This window comes from Pseudomonas sp. GWSMS-1 (assembly GCF_049847425.1).
In the GTDB taxonomy this organism is placed as follows: domain Bacteria; phylum Pseudomonadota; class Gammaproteobacteria; order Pseudomonadales; family Pseudomonadaceae; genus Aquipseudomonas.
This window is the reverse complement of record NZ_JBMHHV010000003.1, coordinates 397,545-416,267: the sequence shown is the minus strand read 5'-3', so window position 1 is coordinate 416,267 and position 18,723 is coordinate 397,545. Positions and strand designations below refer to the sequence as shown.

Sequence of the window (18,723 nt, the reverse complement as noted above, 5' to 3'; positions counted from 1 at the left end):
TAGGGTGGACAGCGCTTTTTTGTCCACCGTAATTACATGCACATCATGTGGACAAGAAGAGCGCTGTCCACCCTACGCTTAACCCTTGATGCGGTATTCGGCGCTACGAGCGTGGGCGGTTAGCGACTCACCACGGGCCAGCACACTGGCGACCTTGCCCAACTCAGAGGCACCTTCTGCCGAGCAATGGATGATCGACGAGCGCTTCTGGAAGTCATACACCCCCAGCGGCGAGGAATAGCGCGCCGTGCCGGAGGTTGGCAGCACGTGGTTGGGACCTGCGCAGTAATCGCCTAGCGCTTCTGCGGTGTAACGCCCCATAAAGATCGCGCCCGCGTGACGGATCAGCGGCAGGTACTGCTCGGGGTTTTCCACCGAGAGTTCCAAGTGCTCTGGGGCAATGCGGTTCGCAACCTCAATGGCCTGCGCCATATCAGCGACCTGGATCAGTGCGCCACGCCCTTCAAGCGAGGTGCGGGCAATCGTCTCGCGCTCCAGGGTCGGCAGCAGCTTGGCGATACTCTCGGCTACGCGGTCGAGGAAGGCCGCGTCCGGACTGACCAGGATCGACTGGGCGTCTTCGTCGTGCTCGGCCTGGGAGAACAGGTCCATGGCGATCCAGTCCGGGTCGGTCTGACCATCGCATACCACGAGAATTTCCGAAGGGCCGGCGATCATGTCGATACCAACCTTGCCGAAGACGTGGCGTTTGGCCGTGGCGACATAGATATTGCCCGGGCCAACAATCTTATCCACCGGCGGCACGCTTTCAGTGCCGTACGCCAGCGCGGCGACAGCCTGGGCGCCACCGATGGTGAACACGCGGTCAACGCCGGCAATGCAGGCGGCCGCCAGAACAATCTCATTGATCTCGCCACGCGGCGTCGGCACCACCATCACCACTTCCGGCACGCCAGCGACCTTGGCCGGAATCGCATTCATCAACACCGAGGACGGATAGGAGGCCTTACCGCCCGGCACATACAGGCCAGCGCGATCCAATGGTGTGACCTTCTGGCCTAATACCGTGCCGTCGGCTTCGGTGTAAGTCCAGGACTCCTGCTTCTGCCGCTCGTGGTAAACCCGCACACGTTCGGCGGCTTTTTCCAGCGCACCGCGCTGCTCGTCGGTGATGCGGGTCAGGGCCAGCTCCAGGCGCTCGCGCGGCAGGATCAGATCGGCCATCGAGGCGACATCCAGGCCATCGAATTGCTTGGTGAACTCGACCAAGGCGGCGTCGCCACGCTCACGCACGGCTTTGATGATATCGAGCACGCGATGGTTGACCGCATCGTCCGAGACACTTTCCCAGCTCAGCAGATGATCCAGATGCTGGGCAAAGTCCTGGTCAGCGGCATTGAGTCGGCGGATAGCGATAGGAGCGGTCATAGCGGGCCTCTTAATTGGCAAATGCTCGGGCGTCGCTAGGCTACCAAGCCCACCGCATGGACGCCCGAGAAAATTGGCTATGACACGGATAGGCAGACGCGGCGTAACGCCGCGTTGAGGGTATTAGCGGGGGTGTCGCGCTTCGACCGCATCACGCAGAGTGTCGATCAACAGCTGAATGCGCGCGTGCTGCATCTTCATCGACGCCTTATTGACCACCAGACGCGAGCTGATCGTGGCGATCAGCTCCTGAGCTTCCAGGCCATTGGCGCGCAGGGTGTTACCGGTGTCGACCACATCGATGATCTTGTCAGCCAAGCCCACCAGCGGTGCCAGCTCCATCGAGCCGTACAGTTTGATGATGTCGACCTGGCGACCCTGCTCGGCGTAATAACGCTTGGCCACGTTGACGAACTTGGTCGCCACACGCAGCCGGCCTTTCGGCTCAGGCGCCCCGACGGCACCTGCGGTCATCAGCTTGCACTGGGCAATACGCAGGTCCAGCGGCTCATACAAGCCCTGGCCGCCGTATTCCATCAGTACGTCCTTACCCGCTACACCGAGGTCAGCAGCGCCGTGCTCAACATAAGTGGGCACGTCGGTGGCACGCACGATCAACAGACGCACATCATCCAGCGTGGTCGGGATAATCAGCTTGCGGCTTTTATCCGGATTTTCAGTCGGCACGATGCCTGCTGCGGCGAGCAGCGGCAGGGTGTCGTCGAGAATCCGACCTTTGGAAAGAGCAATAGTCAGCATGGTCTCAACCCGGTACGCGGCGAATCTTGGCACCCAAGAGCTGCAACTTCTCTTCGATACACTCGTAACCGCGGTCGATGTGATAGATACGGTCGATCAGGGTGTCACCCTCGGCCACCAGCGCCGAAATTACAAGACTGGCCGATGCACGCAGGTCAGTCGCCATAACCGGCGCGCCTTTGAGTTTCTCGGTGCCGGTGACGATGGCGGTGTTGCCCTCAACCTGGATCTGCGCCCCCATGCGGATCATTTCATGCACGTGCATAAAGCGATTCTCAAACACGGTTTCGATCACCGTGCCGGTGCCCTCGGCAACCGCGTTAAGGGCGACGAACTGCGCCTGCATGTCCGTCGGGAAAGCAGGGTACGGAGCCGTACGCAGGTTTACGGCTTTCGGCCGTTTGCCATGCATGTTCAGCTCGATCCAATCGTTGCCACAGGTGACTTCGGCACCCGCTTCCTGAAGCTTGGACAATACCGCTTCGAGGGTGGTCGGATCAGTATCCTTGACCTTGACGCGGCCGCCGGTGATTGCAGCAGCCACCAGATAGGTGCCGGTTTCGATACGGTCGGGCATCACGCTGAAACGTGCGCCATGCAGACGTTCAACACCATCGATGATGATGGTATCGGTGCCGGCGCCGGTGATTTTCCCACCCATGGCGATCAGGCAATTAGCCAGGTCGACTACTTCCGGCTCACGCGCGGCGTTTTCCAACACGCTACGGCCTTTGGCAAGGGTGGCCGCCATCATGATGTTCTCGGTACCGGTCACACTGACGGTATCGAAGAAGAAGTGCGCGCCACGCAAGCCGCCCTCAGGCGCTTTGGCCTTGATGTAGCCGGCTTCGACATCAATGATCGCGCCCATGGCTTCGAGGCCACGGATGTGCAGGTCAACCGGACGCGAACCAATGGCGCAACCACCCGGCAGGGCTACTTCGGCATAACCAAAGCGCGCCACCATCGGACCAAGCACAAGGATCGAGGCGCGCATGGTTTTCACCAGTTCATAGGGCGCGACCAAGGTCTTGATCGCACGCGCGTCGACTTCAACGCTGAGCTTTTCATCAATGATTGGCTCAATACCCATGCGACCGAACAGCTCGATCATGGTGGTGATGTCGTGTAGGTGCGGCAGGTTGCAGATGGTAACGGGGGCGTCACCGAGCAGGGTGGCAGCGAGAATCGGCAGGGCAGAGTTCTTCGCCCCGGAAATGCGGATTTCGCCATCAAGGCGCACACCGCCGGTAATAATCAGTTTGTCCATGATGCTCTCGGTTTAGGAGCGCGCGGCCCAATCGGCACGGCTAAAGAATTTCATACTCACGGCGTGGATACTGCCATCGGCAATCCAGGCGTTGAGGTGAGCATAGATCTGCTGCTGACGCTTGACTGGGCTAAGTGAAGCCATCTCGTCACTGATCAGGTTCAGCTGAAAGTTGCAGCCTTCGCCTTCAACTTCCACCTGGGTATCCGGCAATTTAGCCTCAAGGAGACTCTTTACTTCTAAGGCCTGCATGCTCAACCTCGATCAACGCATAAATTAACGACAGCCGAGCAGATGCTCGCGGGTCGAGCATCATACAAAAAAGCCCCCCGCCTGCGAACCCCGCATTCCTGCCAACCGACCGAAGCCAGGGCGACAGTTGCTCAAGATTGCAGTGGCAGAATTTCCAACAACCCACAAACACCGGCAATCTCATGCATATCTTTGGGCAGACTGCGCACAGTCAGGGTTTTTCCTGCGGCACCGGCGTCACGCATAAAGGCCAGCAACAAGGACACCCCTACGCTGCTGGATTTCTCCACACCGCTGCAATCGAGCACGAAAGCGGATGCCTGACTGGCCTTTAGCAAACGCGCGCCCTGCTCACGTAACGCCGGAGCGCTCAGGTAATCCAGCTCGCCAGCCAGGCTGAAAACACCGGGGGAGGTTTCGCTGATGCGCGCCGAAATCACGATGCATCCGCCCCTTGGCGAGCCTTGGCGACCGTTTCAGTCCAGTTATCGATGACCTTATCCAGATCATGACGATTGTCTTGCATGGCCTGGGAGAACTGATCGCGGAACAGCTTGCCGACGTTGATCCCATTGATGATCACGTTGCGCATCTTCCAGGTGCCATCCTGACTGACCATGGTGTAAGACAACGGATAGACAGTGCCATTGCCGTCCTTGATTTCCATGTTGACCGCAGTGCGTTGCGGGTCCTGCTGACCGCTTACCGGCAGCACACGGATGTCCTGATTGTTGTATTCCAGTAGTGCGTTGCCATAAAACTGCATCAGGCTGCGCTTGAAGTTTTCCTGAAATCGCTGCATTTGCTCGGGTGAGGCCTGACGCGAATAGCGCACAGTCATCACGCCACGGGAAATCCCATCAACATCCACTACCGGGCCGAGAATCGTGTTCAGCGCGTCGTAAAATGCACCCGGGTCGGTACGGTATAGCTCTTTGTTGGTCTTCAGATCCGCCAGCAGCGTAGTGGTCGTCTGCTGCACGACATCATGAGCAGCCGGGGCGGCCAGCAGCGAAAAGGACATGGCCGCCAAGCAAACAAAAAGACTGTTACGCAGTGCTTTGATCATCGTTAGGCCCCCTATCAATTAGTCTGGTCTTTGTTGACCGAGTTGAGCAAAAACTTACCAATCAGGTCTTCCAGCACCAGGGATGACTGCGTGTCGTAGATGGTACCGCCATCGCGCAACACTTCTTCTTCGCCGCCCACACTGATGCCAATGTACTTCTCGCCCAGCAAGCCGGCGGTAAGAATCGAAGCGGTGGAGTCGGCAGGCAAGTTATCCACGGCATCATCCAACAGCATGGTGACGCGGCCCATGTAACTGCTACGGTCCAGATCGATTGCGGTGACCTTACCGATCGCCACACCAGCCATGGTGACTTTCGATCTGACCGTCAACCCGGCGATATTCTCAAAGTGCGCATACACCTTATAGGTGTTGTCGTTACTGCCCACAGTCAGCCCACTGACGCGCAAAGCCAAGAGCAGCAAGGCCAACAGCCCAGCCAACAAGAACAAGCCGACACCCACTTCCAGCGTGCGGTTCTGCATCAGAAATCTCCAAACATCAAAGCAGTCAGAATAAAGTCCAGCCCCAATACGGCGAGCGAGGCGTACACCACAGTTTTCGTGGTGGCACGACTAATCCCTTCCGACGTCGGCTCACAGTCATAGCCCTGAAACACAGCAATCCAGGTCACCACAAACGCAAAGACCACACTCTTGATCACGCCATTGAGCACGTCTTCGCGAAACGAAACACTGCTTTGCATATTGGCCCAGAACGAGCCCTCGTAAACCCCCAGCCAGTCGATGGCGACCATCGCGCCGCCCCAGATACCGACCACACTGAAGATCATCGCCAGCAGCGGCATTGAGATAAACCCGGCCCACAAGCGCGGAGCGACAATATATTTCAGCGGGTCAACACCAATCATCGCCAGGCTCGACAGCTGTTCGGTGGATTTCATATTGCCAATTTCCGCGGTCAACGCCGACCCGGCGCGCCCGGCAAACAACAAGGCCGTAACCACCGGCCCCAGTTCACGTAGCAAGGTCAGAGCAACCATCTGCCCCACCGCCTGCTCAGAGCCATATTGAGCCAAAATACTGAAGCCCTGCAGTGACAGCACCATACCGATAAAAATGCCGGACACGACAATGATGGCCAGCGACATCACCCCAACCGAGTACAGTTGCTTGACCAGCAACTGAAAACCATTGCCCGTCGAACCACGACCAAACAGCGCGCGCAGCAGAAATAGCCCCGAACGCCCCAGCGTGGCGACTACATCAATACCGGCGCGACCGAACAGGCGCACCCGTTCAAGCACAGACGTCTTACGCATCAGCGCTCCCCCAGCAGATCGGCGCGGTAGTTGGCCGCAGGAAAGTGGAAGGGCACGGGACCATCGGGAATGCCCTGCATAAATTGACGTACGCGGGGGTCCTCCGAGGCTTTCAACTCGCCTGGTGTGCCCTGCCCCAAAACCTGGGTATCGCCGACGATATAGATGTAGTCGGCAATGCTCGCGGTTTCCGCAAGATCATGAGAGACCACAATACTGGTGATCCCCAGCGCATCACTGAGCAGACGAATCAGTCGCACCAGCACGCCCATGGCAATTGGGTCTTGCCCCACGAAGGGCTCGTCATACATGAGTATTTGCGGATCCAGGGCAATCGCCCGCGCCAACGCCACGCGACGTTTCATGCCGCCTGACAACTCATCCGGCATTAAATCCAAGGCACCGCGCAGGCCCACCGCCTGCAGCTTCATAAGGACGATGTCGCGAATCATCTCTTCGGGCAGCTGGGTATGCACCCGCAACGGAAAGGCGACGTTCTCGAACACGTCCAGGTCGGTAAACAACGCACCGCTCTGGAACAACACGCCCATCTGCTTGCGCATGTCGAACAAATCGCTGCGCGACAGCGTCGGTAGATTTACGCCGTTAACCCACACCTCGCCCTGACTCGGCTTGAGTTCGGCGGCGATCAAACGCAGCAGCGTGGTTTTGCCACAGCCGGACGGCCCCATAATCCCGGTGACCTTGCCACGCGGAATGCGGATATCGATGTTTTTGAAAATATCCCGCTCGCCGCGTTTAAAGCTCAGACTTTTGAGCTCAACTGCATACGGGTTCTCGGCGTTCATCTGGACTCCTTGCTAAACGCTTGCCTGACTGACGTACAGCCCCAAACAAAGGACACTTCTGATCGCCAACGTACCGAAAATGGGCGCGAACTATAGCATCGCGAAACCCTTCGCCCAAGATTGATCTTGCCGCCATAGAGCCGCGCCGCACAGCGCCAGTGCCCAACTTGAAACTGGAAACACTGGGCAGGCGCACCTTTACCGTTATAATCAGCAGCTTTTAGCCCGCACGCCGCAGAGAAGTCATGAGCCAATCCACCGACCTGATTGAGTCAGCGCAGCGCACCATTCGCCTGGAACTCGAAGCCATTCAAGACCTGCTGCAACGCATCAACGGCGATTTTGTGCGTGCTTGTGAGCTAATTCTCGCCAGCAAAGGCCGCGTGGTTGTGGTCGGCATGGGTAAATCCGGCCACATCGGCAACAAGATTGCCGCCACCCTGGCCAGCACCGGCACCACTGCGTTCTTTGTGCACCCGGCAGAGGCCAGTCACGGTGACATGGGCATGATCACCCGTGACGATGTGGTGTTGGCATTATCTAACTCTGGTTCCACGGCGGAAATTGTCACCCTGCTGCCGCTAATCAAGCGCCTCGGCATCACCCTTATCAGCATGACTGGCAACCCCGAGTCACCACTGGCCAAGGCCGCCGAAGTCAACCTTGATGCCAGGGTAGCGCAAGAAGCCTGCCCACTTAACTTGGCCCCAACCTCCTCCACCACCGTATCTCTGGTGCTGGGCGACGCACTGGCCATCGCCTTACTGGAGGCTCGCGGCTTCACCGCAGAAGATTTCGCCTTCTCGCACCCAGGTGGTGCACTGGGGCGCCGCTTGCTGCTCAAGGTTGAGAATGTCATGCATGCCGGCGCCAGCCTGCCACGCGTTAAGCGCGGCACCTCACTGCGCGACGCGCTACTGGAGATGACCCAGAAAGGCCTGGGTATGACGGTCGTGACCGAGAACGATGGCCGCCTTGCCGGGGTATTCACCGATGGTGATCTGCGCCGCACCCTGGATCGTAACATTGATGTACGCCTGACCATTATCGATGACGTAATGACCGTCCACGGTAAGACCGCCCGCGCGGAAATGCTTGCAGCAGAGGCACTAAAAATCATGGAAGACCACAAGATCAGCTCATTAGTCGTGATCGACGATAACCTTCAACCGGTTGGCGCACTGAACATGCACGACCTGCTGCGCGCAGGAGTGATGTGATGACTCTTGATGCGACCAACCCGGACCTCCTGCAACGTGCCCGAGCTATCAAACTGGCGATCTTCGACGTCGACGGCGTGCTCACCGACGGCAAACTGTACTTCCTCGTCGACGGCAGCGAATTCAAAACGTTTAATACCCTCGACGGCCACGGCATCAAAATGCTGATTAACTCCGGCGTACGCACTGCGATTATCAGCGGCCGCAAGACCCCAGTGGTTGAACGCCGCGCGCAAAACTTGGGCATTCAACACCTGTACCAGGGCCGCGAAGACAAGCTGGTGGTACTCGATGAGCTACTCGGCGAACTGGGCCTAGACTATGCACAAGTCGCCTACTTGGGTGACGACCTGCCCGACCTACCGGTGATCCGCCGCGTAGGCTTAGGCATGGCGGTCGCCAGCGCCGACGGTTTTGTTCGCCAACATGCTCACGGTGTTACCCATGCTTGCGGCGGCGATGGTGCCGCGCGTGAGTTCTGCGAGCTGATCATGCACGCCCAAGGCACACTTGAAGCGGCTCAAGCCGCTTACCTATAAGGTCCGCCATGCACCGCAAATTATTTAACATTGCCCTGCTTACCGGTGTCATAGCGCTGGTGGCAGCACTTGGCTACTGGAACCTCAGCCCAGAAGGTTTTAATCAGCAGCCCGACAGCGCCATCGCCGACAACGCGATCGACTTTTACGCCACCAATACCTATACCGTGCAATACCAAACCGACGGCAAACTGCACTATGAGTTGACAGCCGATAAGGTCGAGCACATCAAGGCCAGCGACATCTCCCTGATGACCAGCCCGAACATGAATCTATTCCGCGGCACAGAGCTGCCCTGGAAAATCCGCAGTGAGCGCGGCGAAGTCTCCCCTGGCGGCACGGAAGTCGAATTGATCGAGCGCGTGCGCGTCGATCGCACTGATGCCAAAGGCCGCCCAACCGTTCTCACCACCAGCCGCCTGACCGTCTTCCCCGAGAAGGAATATGCGCAGACCCAGCAAGCCGTTAGAATCGTCGCGGCCAATGGGGTGACCACGGCACAAGGAATGAAAGCGTACATGAATGACGGCAGGATGCTCCTGCTGTCCAACGTAAGAGGTCAGCATGAGGCTCGTTAACACCCTCCCCCTACTACTCAGCCTCAGCGCCGCACTCGGAAGTGTCAGCGCCTGGGCACTGCCATCCGACCGCGAACAGCCAATCCGTATCCAGGCTGACAGCGCGGAGCTCGATGACAAACAAGGCGTAGCGGTCTACCGCGGCGACGTTGTGATTACTCAAGGCACACTCAAAATCACAGGCAACACCGTGACCATCACCCAGAATGCCCAGGGCGATGTCGAAGTGTTTACCTCTGTCGGCAAGCCGGCCTACTACGAACAACTGCCATCTGCCGACAAGCAGGTCGTCAAAGCCTACGGCCTGACCATCCAATACTTCATGGCCAATGATCGCGTTGTATTGATCGACCAAGCCAAGGTGATTCAAGAAGGCAACACCTTCGAAGGCGAGAAAATCGTCTATGACACCCAGCGCCAGATCGTCAACGCCGGCCGCGCCACAGGCACCAACGTCACAGCGCCACGTCCGCGCATCGACATGGTGATCCAGCCGAAGAACAAACCAGCCGACCAGCAGGCGCAGTAATAATGGCCACATTGAAAGCCCAACACTTGGCCAAAAGCTACAAAGGCCGCCAGGTCGTGCGCGACGTCAGCCTGAGCATCGACAGCGGGCAGATCGTCGGACTGCTCGGCCCCAACGGTGCCGGCAAGACCACCTGTTTCTACATGATCGTTGGCTTGGTGCAGGCTGATCAGGGCCGCGTGATGATCGACGACCTCGACGTCAGCCATCAGCCCATGCATGGCCGCGCTCGTGCGGGCATCGGTTACCTGCCACAGGAAGCCTCGATATTCCGCAAGCTCAGCGTGGCCGACAACATCATGGCCATCCTGGAAACCCGCAATGACCTCGACGGCGCCGCACGCCGCAAGGAACTTGAAGGCCTGCTGCAGGAGTTTCATATCAGCCATATCCGCGACAACCTCGGCATGAGTTTGTCTGGTGGTGAGCGCCGCCGCGTGGAAATTGCCCGCGCTCTGGCGACCAACCCCAAGTTCATCCTGCTCGACGAACCCTTCGCCGGTGTTGACCCGATTTCTGTGGGCGACATCAAGCAGATCATCCATCACCTCAAGGCCAAGGGCATCGGTATATTGATCACCGACCACAATGTTCGCGAGACCTTGGATATTTGCGAAACGGCTTACATTGTTAGTGATGGCCAACTGATCGCCGAAGGTGATGCCGAGACCATTCTGGCCAACCAGACAGTAAAAGAAGTTTACCTGGGGCATGAGTTCCGGCTGTAACCACGGCTTTTCTCAAGCCTGTTGCAGCCAAGGCTAGGCAAAAGCTTTAGAGTCAGGCATATAATTTGCTTCCTGGTGGCGTTTTTAAAAACGCCCTGTAGTGGATTGCGCACAGACGCCGGTAAATAAGGTCTGCAATGAAACCATCGCTCGTCCTGAGAATGGGCCAGCAGCTGACGATGACACCGCAGCTGCAACAGGCCATCCGTCTGCTCCAACTGTCGACCCTGGATCTGCAACAAGAGATCCAGGAAGCCTTGGAGTCCAACCCGATGCTCGAACGCCAAGAAGAAGGCGATGACTTCGACAACTCGGACCCCATGGCCGATGGCGCAGAAAGCGCCAATACCAGTGAGCAGGCTGAAGCCCCCCTTCAAGAAACCAGCTACCAGGAAACCACTCAGACTGTGGACAACCTGGAAGAAGGCGACTGGGGTGAGCGCATCCCCAACGAGCTGCCCGTTGACACCGCCTGGGAAGATATTTACCAAACCAGTGCTAGCAGCCTTCCCAACAACAGCAACGATGATGACGAGTGGGATTTCACCACCCGCACCTCCAGCGGTGAGAGCCTGCAAAGCCACCTGCTCTGGCAGCTCAATCTGGCGCCGATGTCGGACAAGGACCGTCTGATTGCTGTAACCCTGATCGACTGCATCAACGACCAAGGCTACCTGGAAGAAACTCTGGAAGAAGTGGTCGACGCATTCGATCCCGAGCTGGACATCGAACTCGATGAAGTCGAAGCCGTGCTGCACCGCATTCAGCAATTCGAGCCCACCGGCATTGCCGCGCGCAACCTGGGCGAATGCCTGCTCCTGCAACTGCGCCAGCTCCCCGCAAAAACACTGTGGCTGAGCGAAGCCCTGCGCCTGACCAGCGATTACCTCGACCTGCTTGGTAGCCGCGACTATAGCCAGCTGATGCGCCGCATGAAGCTCAAGGAAGATGAGCTGCGCCAGGTCATCGATCTGATCCAGACCCTCAACCCGCGCCCCGGCTCGCAGATAGAGTCCAGCGAGCCGGAATACGTGGTGCCCGACGTGATCGTGCGTAAACACAACGAGCGCTGGCTGGTGGAGCTGAACCAAGAAGCTATGCCGCGCCTACGGGTTAACGCGCAATACGCCGGCTTTGTGAAGCGCGCCGACTCCAGCGCCGACAACACCTTTATGCGCAACCAACTGCAAGAAGCGCGCTGGTTTATCAAAAGCCTGCAAAGCCGCAACGAAACCCTAATGAAAGTCGCCACGCAGATCGTCGAACACCAGCGCGGCTTCCTCGACTACGGCGACGAGGCAATGAAGCCTCTAGTGCTGCACGACATTGCCGAAGCCGTAGGGATGCACGAGTCGACTATTTCACGGGTAACAACGCAGAAGTTCATGCACACCCCGCGCGGCATTTACGAGCTGAAGTACTTCTTTTCCAGCCATGTCAGCACCTCTGAAGGGGGCGAATGTTCGTCGACAGCGATCCGCGCCATCATCAAAAAACTGGTCGCGGCGGAAAATGCGAAAAAGCCGTTGAGTGACAGCAAGATCGCTGGTCTACTGGAGGCACAAGGCATTCAAGTCGCTCGCCGTACGGTCGCAAAATACCGTGAGTCCCTCGGAATAGCGCCCTCCAGCGAGCGCAAACGATTGATCTAAGGCGGCACTAAGAAGGAAGATCCGTCACACTGCACAGAACCTTTCAGGCAAGGCTTTTTCGCTACGCGGCCATACAGCTACACAGCCAGTAGAGCTAATGCCGAATCCGTTCTGCCAGAGTCTTCCACGCCACAGTGTTCCGGCGGCAGGCCTCTTGCCTGCCTCTTACACACGGTAACAAGGAGAAAGCGGTATGCAAGTCAACATCAGTGGACACCAGCTGGATGTGACCGACGCCCTGCGCGACTATATCGGCGAAAAACTCGGCCGATTAGAACGCCACTTCGACAAGATCACCAATGTACAAGTCATCATGGAGGTCGAGAAACTCAAGCAGAAAATCGAAGCGACCCTGCATATTGCAGGCGGTGAAGTCGTCGCAAATGCCGAGCATGACGATATGTACGCCGCCATCGATTTACTGACCGACAAACTCGATCGACAACTCATCAAACACAAGGAAAAACAGCTCGATCGTCAACAAGGCGCTATGGCCCGCTGACGTCGTCTATCTCCTATGATCCGACTTGAAACTATCCTGACCCCCGGCCGTTCCCTAGTGAACGTGCCGGGCGGCAGCAAAAAACGTGTTCTCGAACAGATTGCCAACCTGGTAGCACGCGAGCTGCCTGACCTGGATGGCCAAGACATCTTCGAAAGCCTGATTGCCCGTGAAAAACTGGGTTCAACCGGCTTCGGTAATGGCATTGCCATACCGCACTGTCGCCTGCCGGGTTGCACTGCACCGATCAGCGCCCTGCTGCGCCTGGACGCCGCGGTCGACTTCGACGCCATTGATGGCGCCCCCGTCGATCTGCTGTTTGTTCTGCTGGTGCCAGAGGCCGCCACTGACGCTCACCTGGAATTGCTTCGGCAGATCGCTAGCATGCTCGACCGCAGCGACGTGCGTGCCAGCCTGCGCCAAGCCGAAAGTAGCGAAGCCTTGTATCAAGTGGTGGTTGACGTACAAAGCCAACTCAATCGAGCCTAGACATGCGCCTGATCATCGTTAGCGGTCGTTCCGGCTCCGGGAAGAGCACGGCCCTCGATGTGCTCGAGGACAACGGTTTCTACTGCATTGACAACCTGCCCGCCGGGCTGCTGCCAGAACTGGCCGAGCGCGCCCTGCTGCATACCGAGCTACTGCATCCGCAGGTCGCGGTGTCCATCGATGCGCGCAACCTGCCGAGCCATCTCAAGCGTTTCCCCGAGCTGCTCGAAGAGGTTCGCGCCCGGCACATCAAATGCGATGTGCTCTACCTGGACGCCGACGAAGAAACCCTACTCAAACGTTTCTCGGAAACCCGCAGGCGCCACCCGCTGACCAACGAGAATCGCTCGCTGGCTGAAGCCATCGCGGATGAAAGCCTGCTGCTAGGCCCGATCATCGACCTGGCCGACCTGAAAATCGACACCACACACCTCAACCTGTACCAGCTGCGTGACAGCATCAAGCTACGCCTGCTTAGCCAGCCCGAGCCGGGCACGGCATTCCTGATTGAATCTTTTGGCTTCAAGCGCGGTATGCCGGTGGATGCCGACCTGGTATTCGACGTGCGCTGCTTGCCGAATCCCTACTGGAAGCCAGACCTGCGCGATTTCTCCGGGCTCGACCAGCCAGTTGTCGACTACCTCACCGCCCAGGCCGATGTTGAAGAGATGTACCAAGACATCCTTGCCTACCTGACCAAATGGCTACCGCGCTTTGCCGCCAGTAACCGTGCCTATGTCACGGTGGCGATCGGCTGTACTGGCGGGCATCATCGCTCGGTATACCTGGCCAACCGCCTGGGCGAAACGCTGAAGCCCATTTTAAAAAATGTCCAGATTCGCCACCGCGACCTCAGCTAAGGAATTGCCGCGATGCCCGCCTGCGAAATCACCATTATCAACAAGCTTGGCCTGCATGCCCGTGCGGCTGCCAAATTTGTTGGCGTTGCCGGGCGCTTTCCTTGTCAGGTCAAAGTCGGTCGCAGTGCCGATAGCCTGGTGGATGGCAAAAGCATCATGGCAGTGATGATGCTCGCCGCTGGCAAAGGCACTGACGTGCACTTGCATACTGAAGGTGAGCAAGATGCCGAAGCGCTGCAGGCACTGAGCGAGTTGATCAACAACTACTTCGATGAAGGCGAGTAAACCCGCAGGCCATAAAAAATATCTGGGAGATATTTAAAAGTCGCGTAGCGACGGCTCGCAGGGTGGCCGCTATGAATGGTAGGTAATAAAAAGGGCTGCTCACGCAAATGGGCAGCCCTTTTTTGTGCCGTACTTCTTAGCTACCGGCCACCGTCATCCGCTCGATTAGCACCGAACCGGTGCGAATGTTACTGCGCAGCTCCAGATCATTACCGACTGCGACAATCTGCTTAAACATGTCACGCAAGTTGCCGGCGATGGTGACTTCTTGCACCGGAAACTGAATTTCACCGTTTTCCACCCAGTAACCACCCGCACCACGCGAATAGTCACCAGTGACCATATTCAGCCCCTGACCCATCAGCTCGGTGACCAGCAGACCGCGCCCCATGCGCTTAAGCAGGGCTTTCTGGTCTTCATCGCCATGACTGACGAACAGGTTATGCACGCCGCCGGCGTTGGCAGTACTGGGCATGCCCAGCTTGCGCCCGGAATAGGTGCTGAGCACATAGGACAACAGCTCGCCGCGCTCGACAAACGACTTCGCATAAGTCGCAAGACCGTCACCATCGAAAGCGGCACTGCCGAGTGCGCGCGGAATATGTGGCCGCTCATCAATGGTCAGCCATTCGGGGAACAGCTGCTGGCCCAACGTCCCCTCAAGAAATGACGACTTGCGATACAGATTGCCCCCAGAAATAGCCGCCAGAAAGCTGCCAAACAGCCCGCCCGCCAGCTCAGCGGCAAACAGCACCGGCACTTCACAGGTCGGCACCGGACGCGCGCCCAAACGGCTCACGGCACGCTCGGCAGCCAGGCGACCAATACTGCCCGCATCGGCCAGCAACTCGCCCTGGCGGTTAACGTCATACCAGTAGTCCCGCTGCATCTGCCCGGCCGCTTCGGCAATCATTACGCAGCTGAGGCTGTGCCGTGTACTGGCATAGCCACTGACAAAGCCATGGCTGTTACCGTAAACCCGGCAACCCTGATGGGTATTGAGCGTGGTGCCATCGGCATTCTTGATCCGCTGATCGGCAGCAAAAGCTGCTGCCTCGCAGCTCAATGCTTGCTCGATGGCCTGCTCTGGGGTGATTGACCAAGCGTGATACAGATCCAGCTGCGGCAGTTCGCGCGCCATCAGCGCAGCGTCGGCCAACCCGGCGCATTCATCTTCGGACGCGTGCTTGGCAATCGCCAAGGCCGCCGCGACGGTTTCACGAATGGCCGCCTCACCACTGGCGGACGTGCTGGCCGAACCCTTGCGCTGGCCAACATATAAGGTGATACCAAAGCCTTGATCACGGTTGAACTCAACCGTCTCCACTTCGCGCTGACGCACCGTGGTGGACAAGCCCTGCTCCACCGACACGGCCACCTCACAGGCGCTGGCACCCTGCTTTTTCGCTTCGGCAATAATCTGCTCCACCTGCGCCTGCAACTGCGGCACGGCCTGGGGCCCGACGATGTCTACTGCACTCATAAAAACTCCTGAACGATAAGCGGCAAGCGCGACCACACAGGCCAGACGCTTACAGCTGGAAACTTGCTGCTATCATGGCGGCGTTTTCCACTGGACCGCCACCATGTCTGAATACCTTGACGACTTCTCCGGCGAGAAGAGCAAAACCCAGATCAAACGCGAGCTGCATGCGCTACAAGATCTGGGGCAACGCCTGACTACCCTGAAGCTCGATCTGCTGAACAAGCTACCGCTGACCGACGAGCTGCGCCGCGCGCTCGCCGAAGCGCCCAAGCACACCGCCAACGCGGCAAAAAAACGCCACGTGCAGTTTATCGGCCGGTTGATGCGCGACCAGGATGTCGAATCCATCCTGACCCTGCTTGACCAGCTGGATGCCTCCACACGCCAGTACAACGAACGCTTCCATAACCTGGAGCGTTGGCGCGACCGCTTGCTCAACGGCACCGACGAAACCCTAGAAGCCTTTGTCGTCGAATACCCCGAAGCCGACCGCCAACACCTGCGTCAGCTGATCCGTCAGGGCCAGCACGAACTGGCGCAGAACAAAGCGCCTGCCGCTTCACGCAAAATCTTCAAATACATCCGCGAGCTGGACGAAGCTCAGCGCGGCTTGCGCTAGACCTCAACTCAGGCGGGTTAGCCAACGGCTAACCCGCTTCGAACCCTCAGCTGCCCGTACCACCCACCGTGATTGCATCAATCTTCAGCGTCGGCTGGCCAACGCCTACCGGTACAGATTGGCCATCCTTGCCGCACGTGCCTACGCCGCTGTCCAACGCCAGGTCGTTACCGACCATCGATACCTTGCTCATGGCTTCCGGGCCATTACCGATCAGGGTGGCGCCTTTGACCGGTGCGGTAATCTTGCCGTCCTCGATCAAGTAGGCCTCGCTGGTGGAAAACACGAACTTGCCGCTGGTGATGTCGACCTGGCCGCCGCCGAGGTTGGCGCAGTAAATGCCTTTCTTCACCGAACGGATAATTTCTTCCGGGTCGCTCTCACCGGCGAGCATGTAGGTGTTGGTCATGCGCGGCATCGGCAGGTGCGCGTAAGACTCACGCCGGCCGTTACCGGTCGCTGCCACGCCCATCAGGCGTGCATTCAGCTTGTCCTGCATATACCCCTTGAGCACACCGTTTTCGATCAGTGTGGTGCACTGGGTCGGCGTGCCTTCATCGTCCATGCTCAGCGAGCCACGGCGCTCAAATAAAGTGCCGTCATCGACGATGGTGCACAGGCTGGAGGCGACTTTCTCACCCATTTTTCCGCTGTAGGCCGAACTGCCCTTGCGGTTGAAGTCACCTTCCAAGCCATGACCGACCGCCTCGTGCAGCAGCACACCGGACCAGCCCGCGCCCATCACCACCGGCATGCTGCCAGCGGGTGCGGGAATCGCTTCCAAGTTAACCAGCGCCTGGCGCAGCGACTCACGGGCATAACCCATGGCGCGCTCTTCGTTATTGCTGGTCTGCTCAAGGAAATAGCGGTAATCGGTGCGCCCGCCGCCGCCATGACCGCCACGCTCGCGCCGACCGTTTTGCTCGACGATCACGCTGACGTTAAAGCGTACCAGCGGGCGGATATCAGCCCCTAAGCTGCCGTCAGCGGCGGCGACCAAGATGCGATCCCAGACTCCCGCCAGACTGACTGAGACTTGCTGAATACGTGGATCGAGGGCGCGGGTGGCAACATCGATACGTTTAAGCAGCTCGACCTTTTCCGCACGGCCCAGCACATCCAGCGGGTTGTCCTGAGCGTACAAGGGCTTTACTAGCGGACTGCTGAACGCCTGCACGCGGGCACTTTGCCCGGCCCGGGCAATCGAACGGGCCGCGCGTGCGGCCTGGCTCAGGGCATCAGCGGTGATCGCATTGCTGTAGGCAAAACCGGTTTTCTCGCCGGACAGCGCGCGCACGCCAACACCCTGATCAAGGTTGAAGCTGCCTTCCTTGACGATGCCATCTTCCAGCGCCCAGGTTTCCGAAACCTGGCTCTGGAAGTACAGGTCAGCCGCATCCACTCCCGGCCCGGCCAACTCGGCCAAAACACCCGGCAGGTGGTCAAGGGTCAAACCGCCTGGCCCGAGCAAATGCTCGCTGACGGATACCAACATATCGCTCATAACTACTCCAAACCTGGCAGCCGCGGTTCGGCCGCTGCAAAAAATCGTTTATGTCGCACCACCGGCATACGCTGACGAATCGCCGCCTGCTCAGTGGCATTGCGCTCAGCCAGCACCACACCAGGGCCTTGCGGCCGCTCACCGAGTACCTGCCCCCACGGGTCGACAATCGCCGAATGGCCAAAGGTCTCGCGTCCACCCGGATGCGTGCCGCCTTGTCCGGCCGCCAGCACGTAGCACTGGGTTTCAATCGCCCGCGCACGGGTCAACACCTGCCAATGCGCTGCGCCGGTCACGGCGGTGAATGCCGCCGGCACACTGATCAACTCCGCCCCAGCGGCGCGCAACGCGCTGTACAGCTCGGGGAAACGCAGGTCATAACAAACCGTCAGGCCTAGACGGCCGAATGGCGTGTCCGCCACCACCACTTGATTGCCGAATGCGTAATCATCGGATTCACGGTAGCGACCGTGATTGTCGCTGACATCCACATCGAACAGGTGCAGTTTGTCGTAACGCGCCACTTGCTGACCGCAGTCATCGATCAGCAGGGAGCACGCATGGGCTTTGGCTTCGGGCTGACCACCAGGCGGTAAGGGCAAGGTGCCCGCAACGATCCACAACTCCAGGTCACGGGCGGCTTGCCGTAGCCAGGGCAGAATCGGCCCGTCACCCTGCGCTTCGGCACGCCCCAACGCGGCGAGATCCTGCCGCCCCATAGCTGCGAAATTTTCTGGCAGCACCACCAGCCGCGCGCCCTGCGCGGCAGCCTGCTCTAGCAACTGGCGCGCCTGGAGTAAGTTGGCTGCAACGTCGGCCTGGCTGACCATTTGGATGACGGCGAGGGTCATAGCGGTTTTATCTCAATCCCGGAAGTCAGCCTTCAGCTTACAAGCCATGCA

General features: G+C 58.6%; 23 protein-coding genes. 11 read left to right on the top strand and 12 right to left on the bottom strand.

What is annotated here, in order from left to right; translation table 11 throughout:
- Positions 1–78: 78 nt before the first annotated feature.
- The 9 genes from hisD to ACEPAJ_RS02835 form a co-directional block, all read right to left on the bottom strand.
- Entirely contained in the window at positions 79–1,389 is a 1,311-nt protein-coding gene (gene hisD, locus ACEPAJ_RS02875) for a histidinol dehydrogenase (RefSeq protein WP_425913437.1), read from the bottom strand.
- A 123-nt stretch (positions 1,390–1,512) separates the two neighbouring features.
- Positions 1,513–2,148, bottom strand: coding sequence for an ATP phosphoribosyltransferase (gene hisG / locus ACEPAJ_RS02870; protein ID WP_425913436.1), 636 nt, complete (start codon positions 2,146–2,148; stop codon positions 1,513–1,515).
- 4 nt (positions 2,149–2,152) lie between these two features.
- Positions 2,153–3,418, bottom strand: coding sequence for a UDP-N-acetylglucosamine 1-carboxyvinyltransferase (murA, locus tag ACEPAJ_RS02865; protein WP_425913435.1), 1,266 nt, complete (start codon positions 3,416–3,418; stop codon positions 2,153–2,155).
- A 12-nt stretch (positions 3,419–3,430) separates the two neighbouring features.
- Positions 3,431–3,670 (bottom strand): BolA family protein, encoded by a 240-nt coding sequence (locus tag ACEPAJ_RS02860; protein ID WP_425913434.1) that lies wholly within the window; start codon positions 3,668–3,670, stop codon positions 3,431–3,433.
- 131 nt (positions 3,671–3,801) lie between these two features.
- Positions 3,802–4,110: an STAS domain-containing protein gene (locus ACEPAJ_RS02855; RefSeq protein WP_425913433.1), complete on the bottom strand. Its 309-nt coding sequence runs from the start codon at positions 4,108–4,110 to the stop codon at positions 3,802–3,804.
- On the bottom strand, positions 4,107–4,739 hold the full coding sequence (locus ACEPAJ_RS02850; RefSeq protein ID WP_425913431.1) for an MlaC/ttg2D family ABC transporter substrate-binding protein: 633 nt from the start codon (positions 4,737–4,739) through the stop codon (positions 4,107–4,109). Before ACEPAJ_RS02850 ends, ACEPAJ_RS02855 begins: the two co-directional genes overlap by 4 nt.
- 14 nt (positions 4,740–4,753) lie before the next feature.
- Positions 4,754–5,224 (bottom strand): outer membrane lipid asymmetry maintenance protein MlaD, encoded by a 471-nt coding sequence (gene mlaD, locus ACEPAJ_RS02845; RefSeq protein ID WP_425913430.1) that lies wholly within the window; start codon positions 5,222–5,224, stop codon positions 4,754–4,756.
- Positions 5,224–6,021: a lipid asymmetry maintenance ABC transporter permease subunit MlaE gene (gene mlaE, locus ACEPAJ_RS02840; protein ID WP_274086376.1), complete on the bottom strand. Its 798-nt coding sequence runs from the start codon at positions 6,019–6,021 to the stop codon at positions 5,224–5,226. The genes mlaD and mlaE overlap by 1 nt, the downstream gene beginning before the upstream one ends.
- On the bottom strand, positions 6,021–6,830 hold the full coding sequence (locus ACEPAJ_RS02835) for an ATP-binding cassette domain-containing protein (RefSeq protein WP_425913428.1): 810 nt from the start codon (positions 6,828–6,830) through the stop codon (positions 6,021–6,023). The genes mlaE and ACEPAJ_RS02835 overlap by 1 nt, the downstream gene beginning before the upstream one ends.
- 245 nt (positions 6,831–7,075) lie before the next feature.
- On the opposite strand from ACEPAJ_RS02835, the gene ACEPAJ_RS02830 reads away from it, so the two are divergent.
- From ACEPAJ_RS02830 to ACEPAJ_RS02785, 10 genes are all read left to right on the top strand, one after another.
- Positions 7,076–8,050 (top strand): KpsF/GutQ family sugar-phosphate isomerase, encoded by a 975-nt coding sequence (locus ACEPAJ_RS02830; RefSeq protein WP_425913427.1) that lies wholly within the window; start codon positions 7,076–7,078, stop codon positions 8,048–8,050.
- Positions 8,050–8,589, top strand: a complete 540-nt coding sequence (locus ACEPAJ_RS02825) for a KdsC family phosphatase (RefSeq protein ID WP_425913425.1) — start codon at positions 8,050–8,052, stop codon at positions 8,587–8,589. The genes ACEPAJ_RS02830 and ACEPAJ_RS02825 overlap by 1 nt, the downstream gene beginning before the upstream one ends.
- Before the next feature lie 8 nt (positions 8,590–8,597).
- Positions 8,598–9,167, top strand: coding sequence for an LPS export ABC transporter periplasmic protein LptC (gene lptC / locus ACEPAJ_RS02820; RefSeq protein WP_425913423.1), 570 nt, complete (start codon positions 8,598–8,600; stop codon positions 9,165–9,167).
- Positions 9,154–9,696: a lipopolysaccharide transport periplasmic protein LptA gene (gene lptA / locus ACEPAJ_RS02815; protein WP_397494781.1), complete on the top strand. Its 543-nt coding sequence runs from the start codon at positions 9,154–9,156 to the stop codon at positions 9,694–9,696. The genes lptC and lptA overlap by 14 nt, the downstream gene beginning before the upstream one ends.
- 2 nt (positions 9,697–9,698) lie before the next feature.
- Positions 9,699–10,424, top strand: coding sequence for an LPS export ABC transporter ATP-binding protein (gene lptB / locus ACEPAJ_RS02810; RefSeq protein WP_425913421.1), 726 nt, complete (start codon positions 9,699–9,701; stop codon positions 10,422–10,424).
- Between the two features lie 137 nt (positions 10,425–10,561).
- Positions 10,562–12,076: an RNA polymerase factor sigma-54 gene (locus ACEPAJ_RS02805; RefSeq protein ID WP_425913419.1), complete on the top strand. Its 1,515-nt coding sequence runs from the start codon at positions 10,562–10,564 to the stop codon at positions 12,074–12,076.
- Between the two features lie 193 nt (positions 12,077–12,269).
- Entirely contained in the window at positions 12,270–12,578 is a 309-nt protein-coding gene (gene hpf, locus ACEPAJ_RS02800; RefSeq protein WP_274086383.1) for a ribosome hibernation-promoting factor, HPF/YfiA family, read from the top strand.
- A 15-nt stretch (positions 12,579–12,593) separates the two neighbouring features.
- Positions 12,594–13,067 carry a PTS IIA-like nitrogen regulatory protein PtsN gene (ptsN, locus tag ACEPAJ_RS02795; protein ID WP_108488228.1) on the top strand — a complete coding sequence of 158 codons (474 nt, stop codon included), beginning with the start codon at positions 12,594–12,596 and terminating at the stop codon, positions 13,065–13,067.
- Positions 13,068–13,069: 2 nt separating this feature from the next.
- On the top strand, positions 13,070–13,927 hold the full coding sequence (rapZ, locus tag ACEPAJ_RS02790) for an RNase adapter RapZ (RefSeq protein ID WP_425913417.1): 858 nt from the start codon (positions 13,070–13,072) through the stop codon (positions 13,925–13,927).
- Positions 13,928–13,939: 12 nt separating this feature from the next.
- Complete coding sequence (locus ACEPAJ_RS02785; protein WP_322950438.1) at positions 13,940–14,212, top strand: HPr family phosphocarrier protein; 273 nt, start codon at positions 13,940–13,942, stop codon at positions 14,210–14,212.
- A gap of 136 nt (positions 14,213–14,348) precedes the next feature.
- On the opposite strand, the gene pmbA is transcribed toward ACEPAJ_RS02785, so the two are convergent.
- Complete coding sequence (gene pmbA / locus ACEPAJ_RS02780) at positions 14,349–15,695, bottom strand: metalloprotease PmbA (RefSeq protein WP_425913415.1); 1,347 nt, start codon at positions 15,693–15,695, stop codon at positions 14,349–14,351.
- 103 nt (positions 15,696–15,798) lie between these two features.
- On the opposite strand from pmbA, the gene yjgA reads away from it, so the two are divergent.
- Positions 15,799–16,317, top strand: coding sequence for a ribosome biogenesis factor YjgA (yjgA, locus tag ACEPAJ_RS02775; RefSeq protein ID WP_425913413.1), 519 nt, complete (start codon positions 15,799–15,801; stop codon positions 16,315–16,317).
- Positions 16,318–16,363: 46 nt separating this feature from the next.
- On the opposite strand, the gene tldD is transcribed toward yjgA, so the two are convergent.
- Both tldD and ACEPAJ_RS02765 read right to left on the bottom strand, forming a co-directional pair.
- On the bottom strand, positions 16,364–17,821 hold the full coding sequence (gene tldD / locus ACEPAJ_RS02770) for a metalloprotease TldD (RefSeq protein ID WP_425913412.1): 1,458 nt from the start codon (positions 17,819–17,821) through the stop codon (positions 16,364–16,366).
- 2 nt (positions 17,822–17,823) lie between these two features.
- Positions 17,824–18,672 (bottom strand): carbon-nitrogen hydrolase family protein, encoded by an 849-nt coding sequence (locus ACEPAJ_RS02765; protein WP_425913410.1) that lies wholly within the window; start codon positions 18,670–18,672, stop codon positions 17,824–17,826.
- Positions 18,673–18,723: the final 51 nt, after the last annotated feature.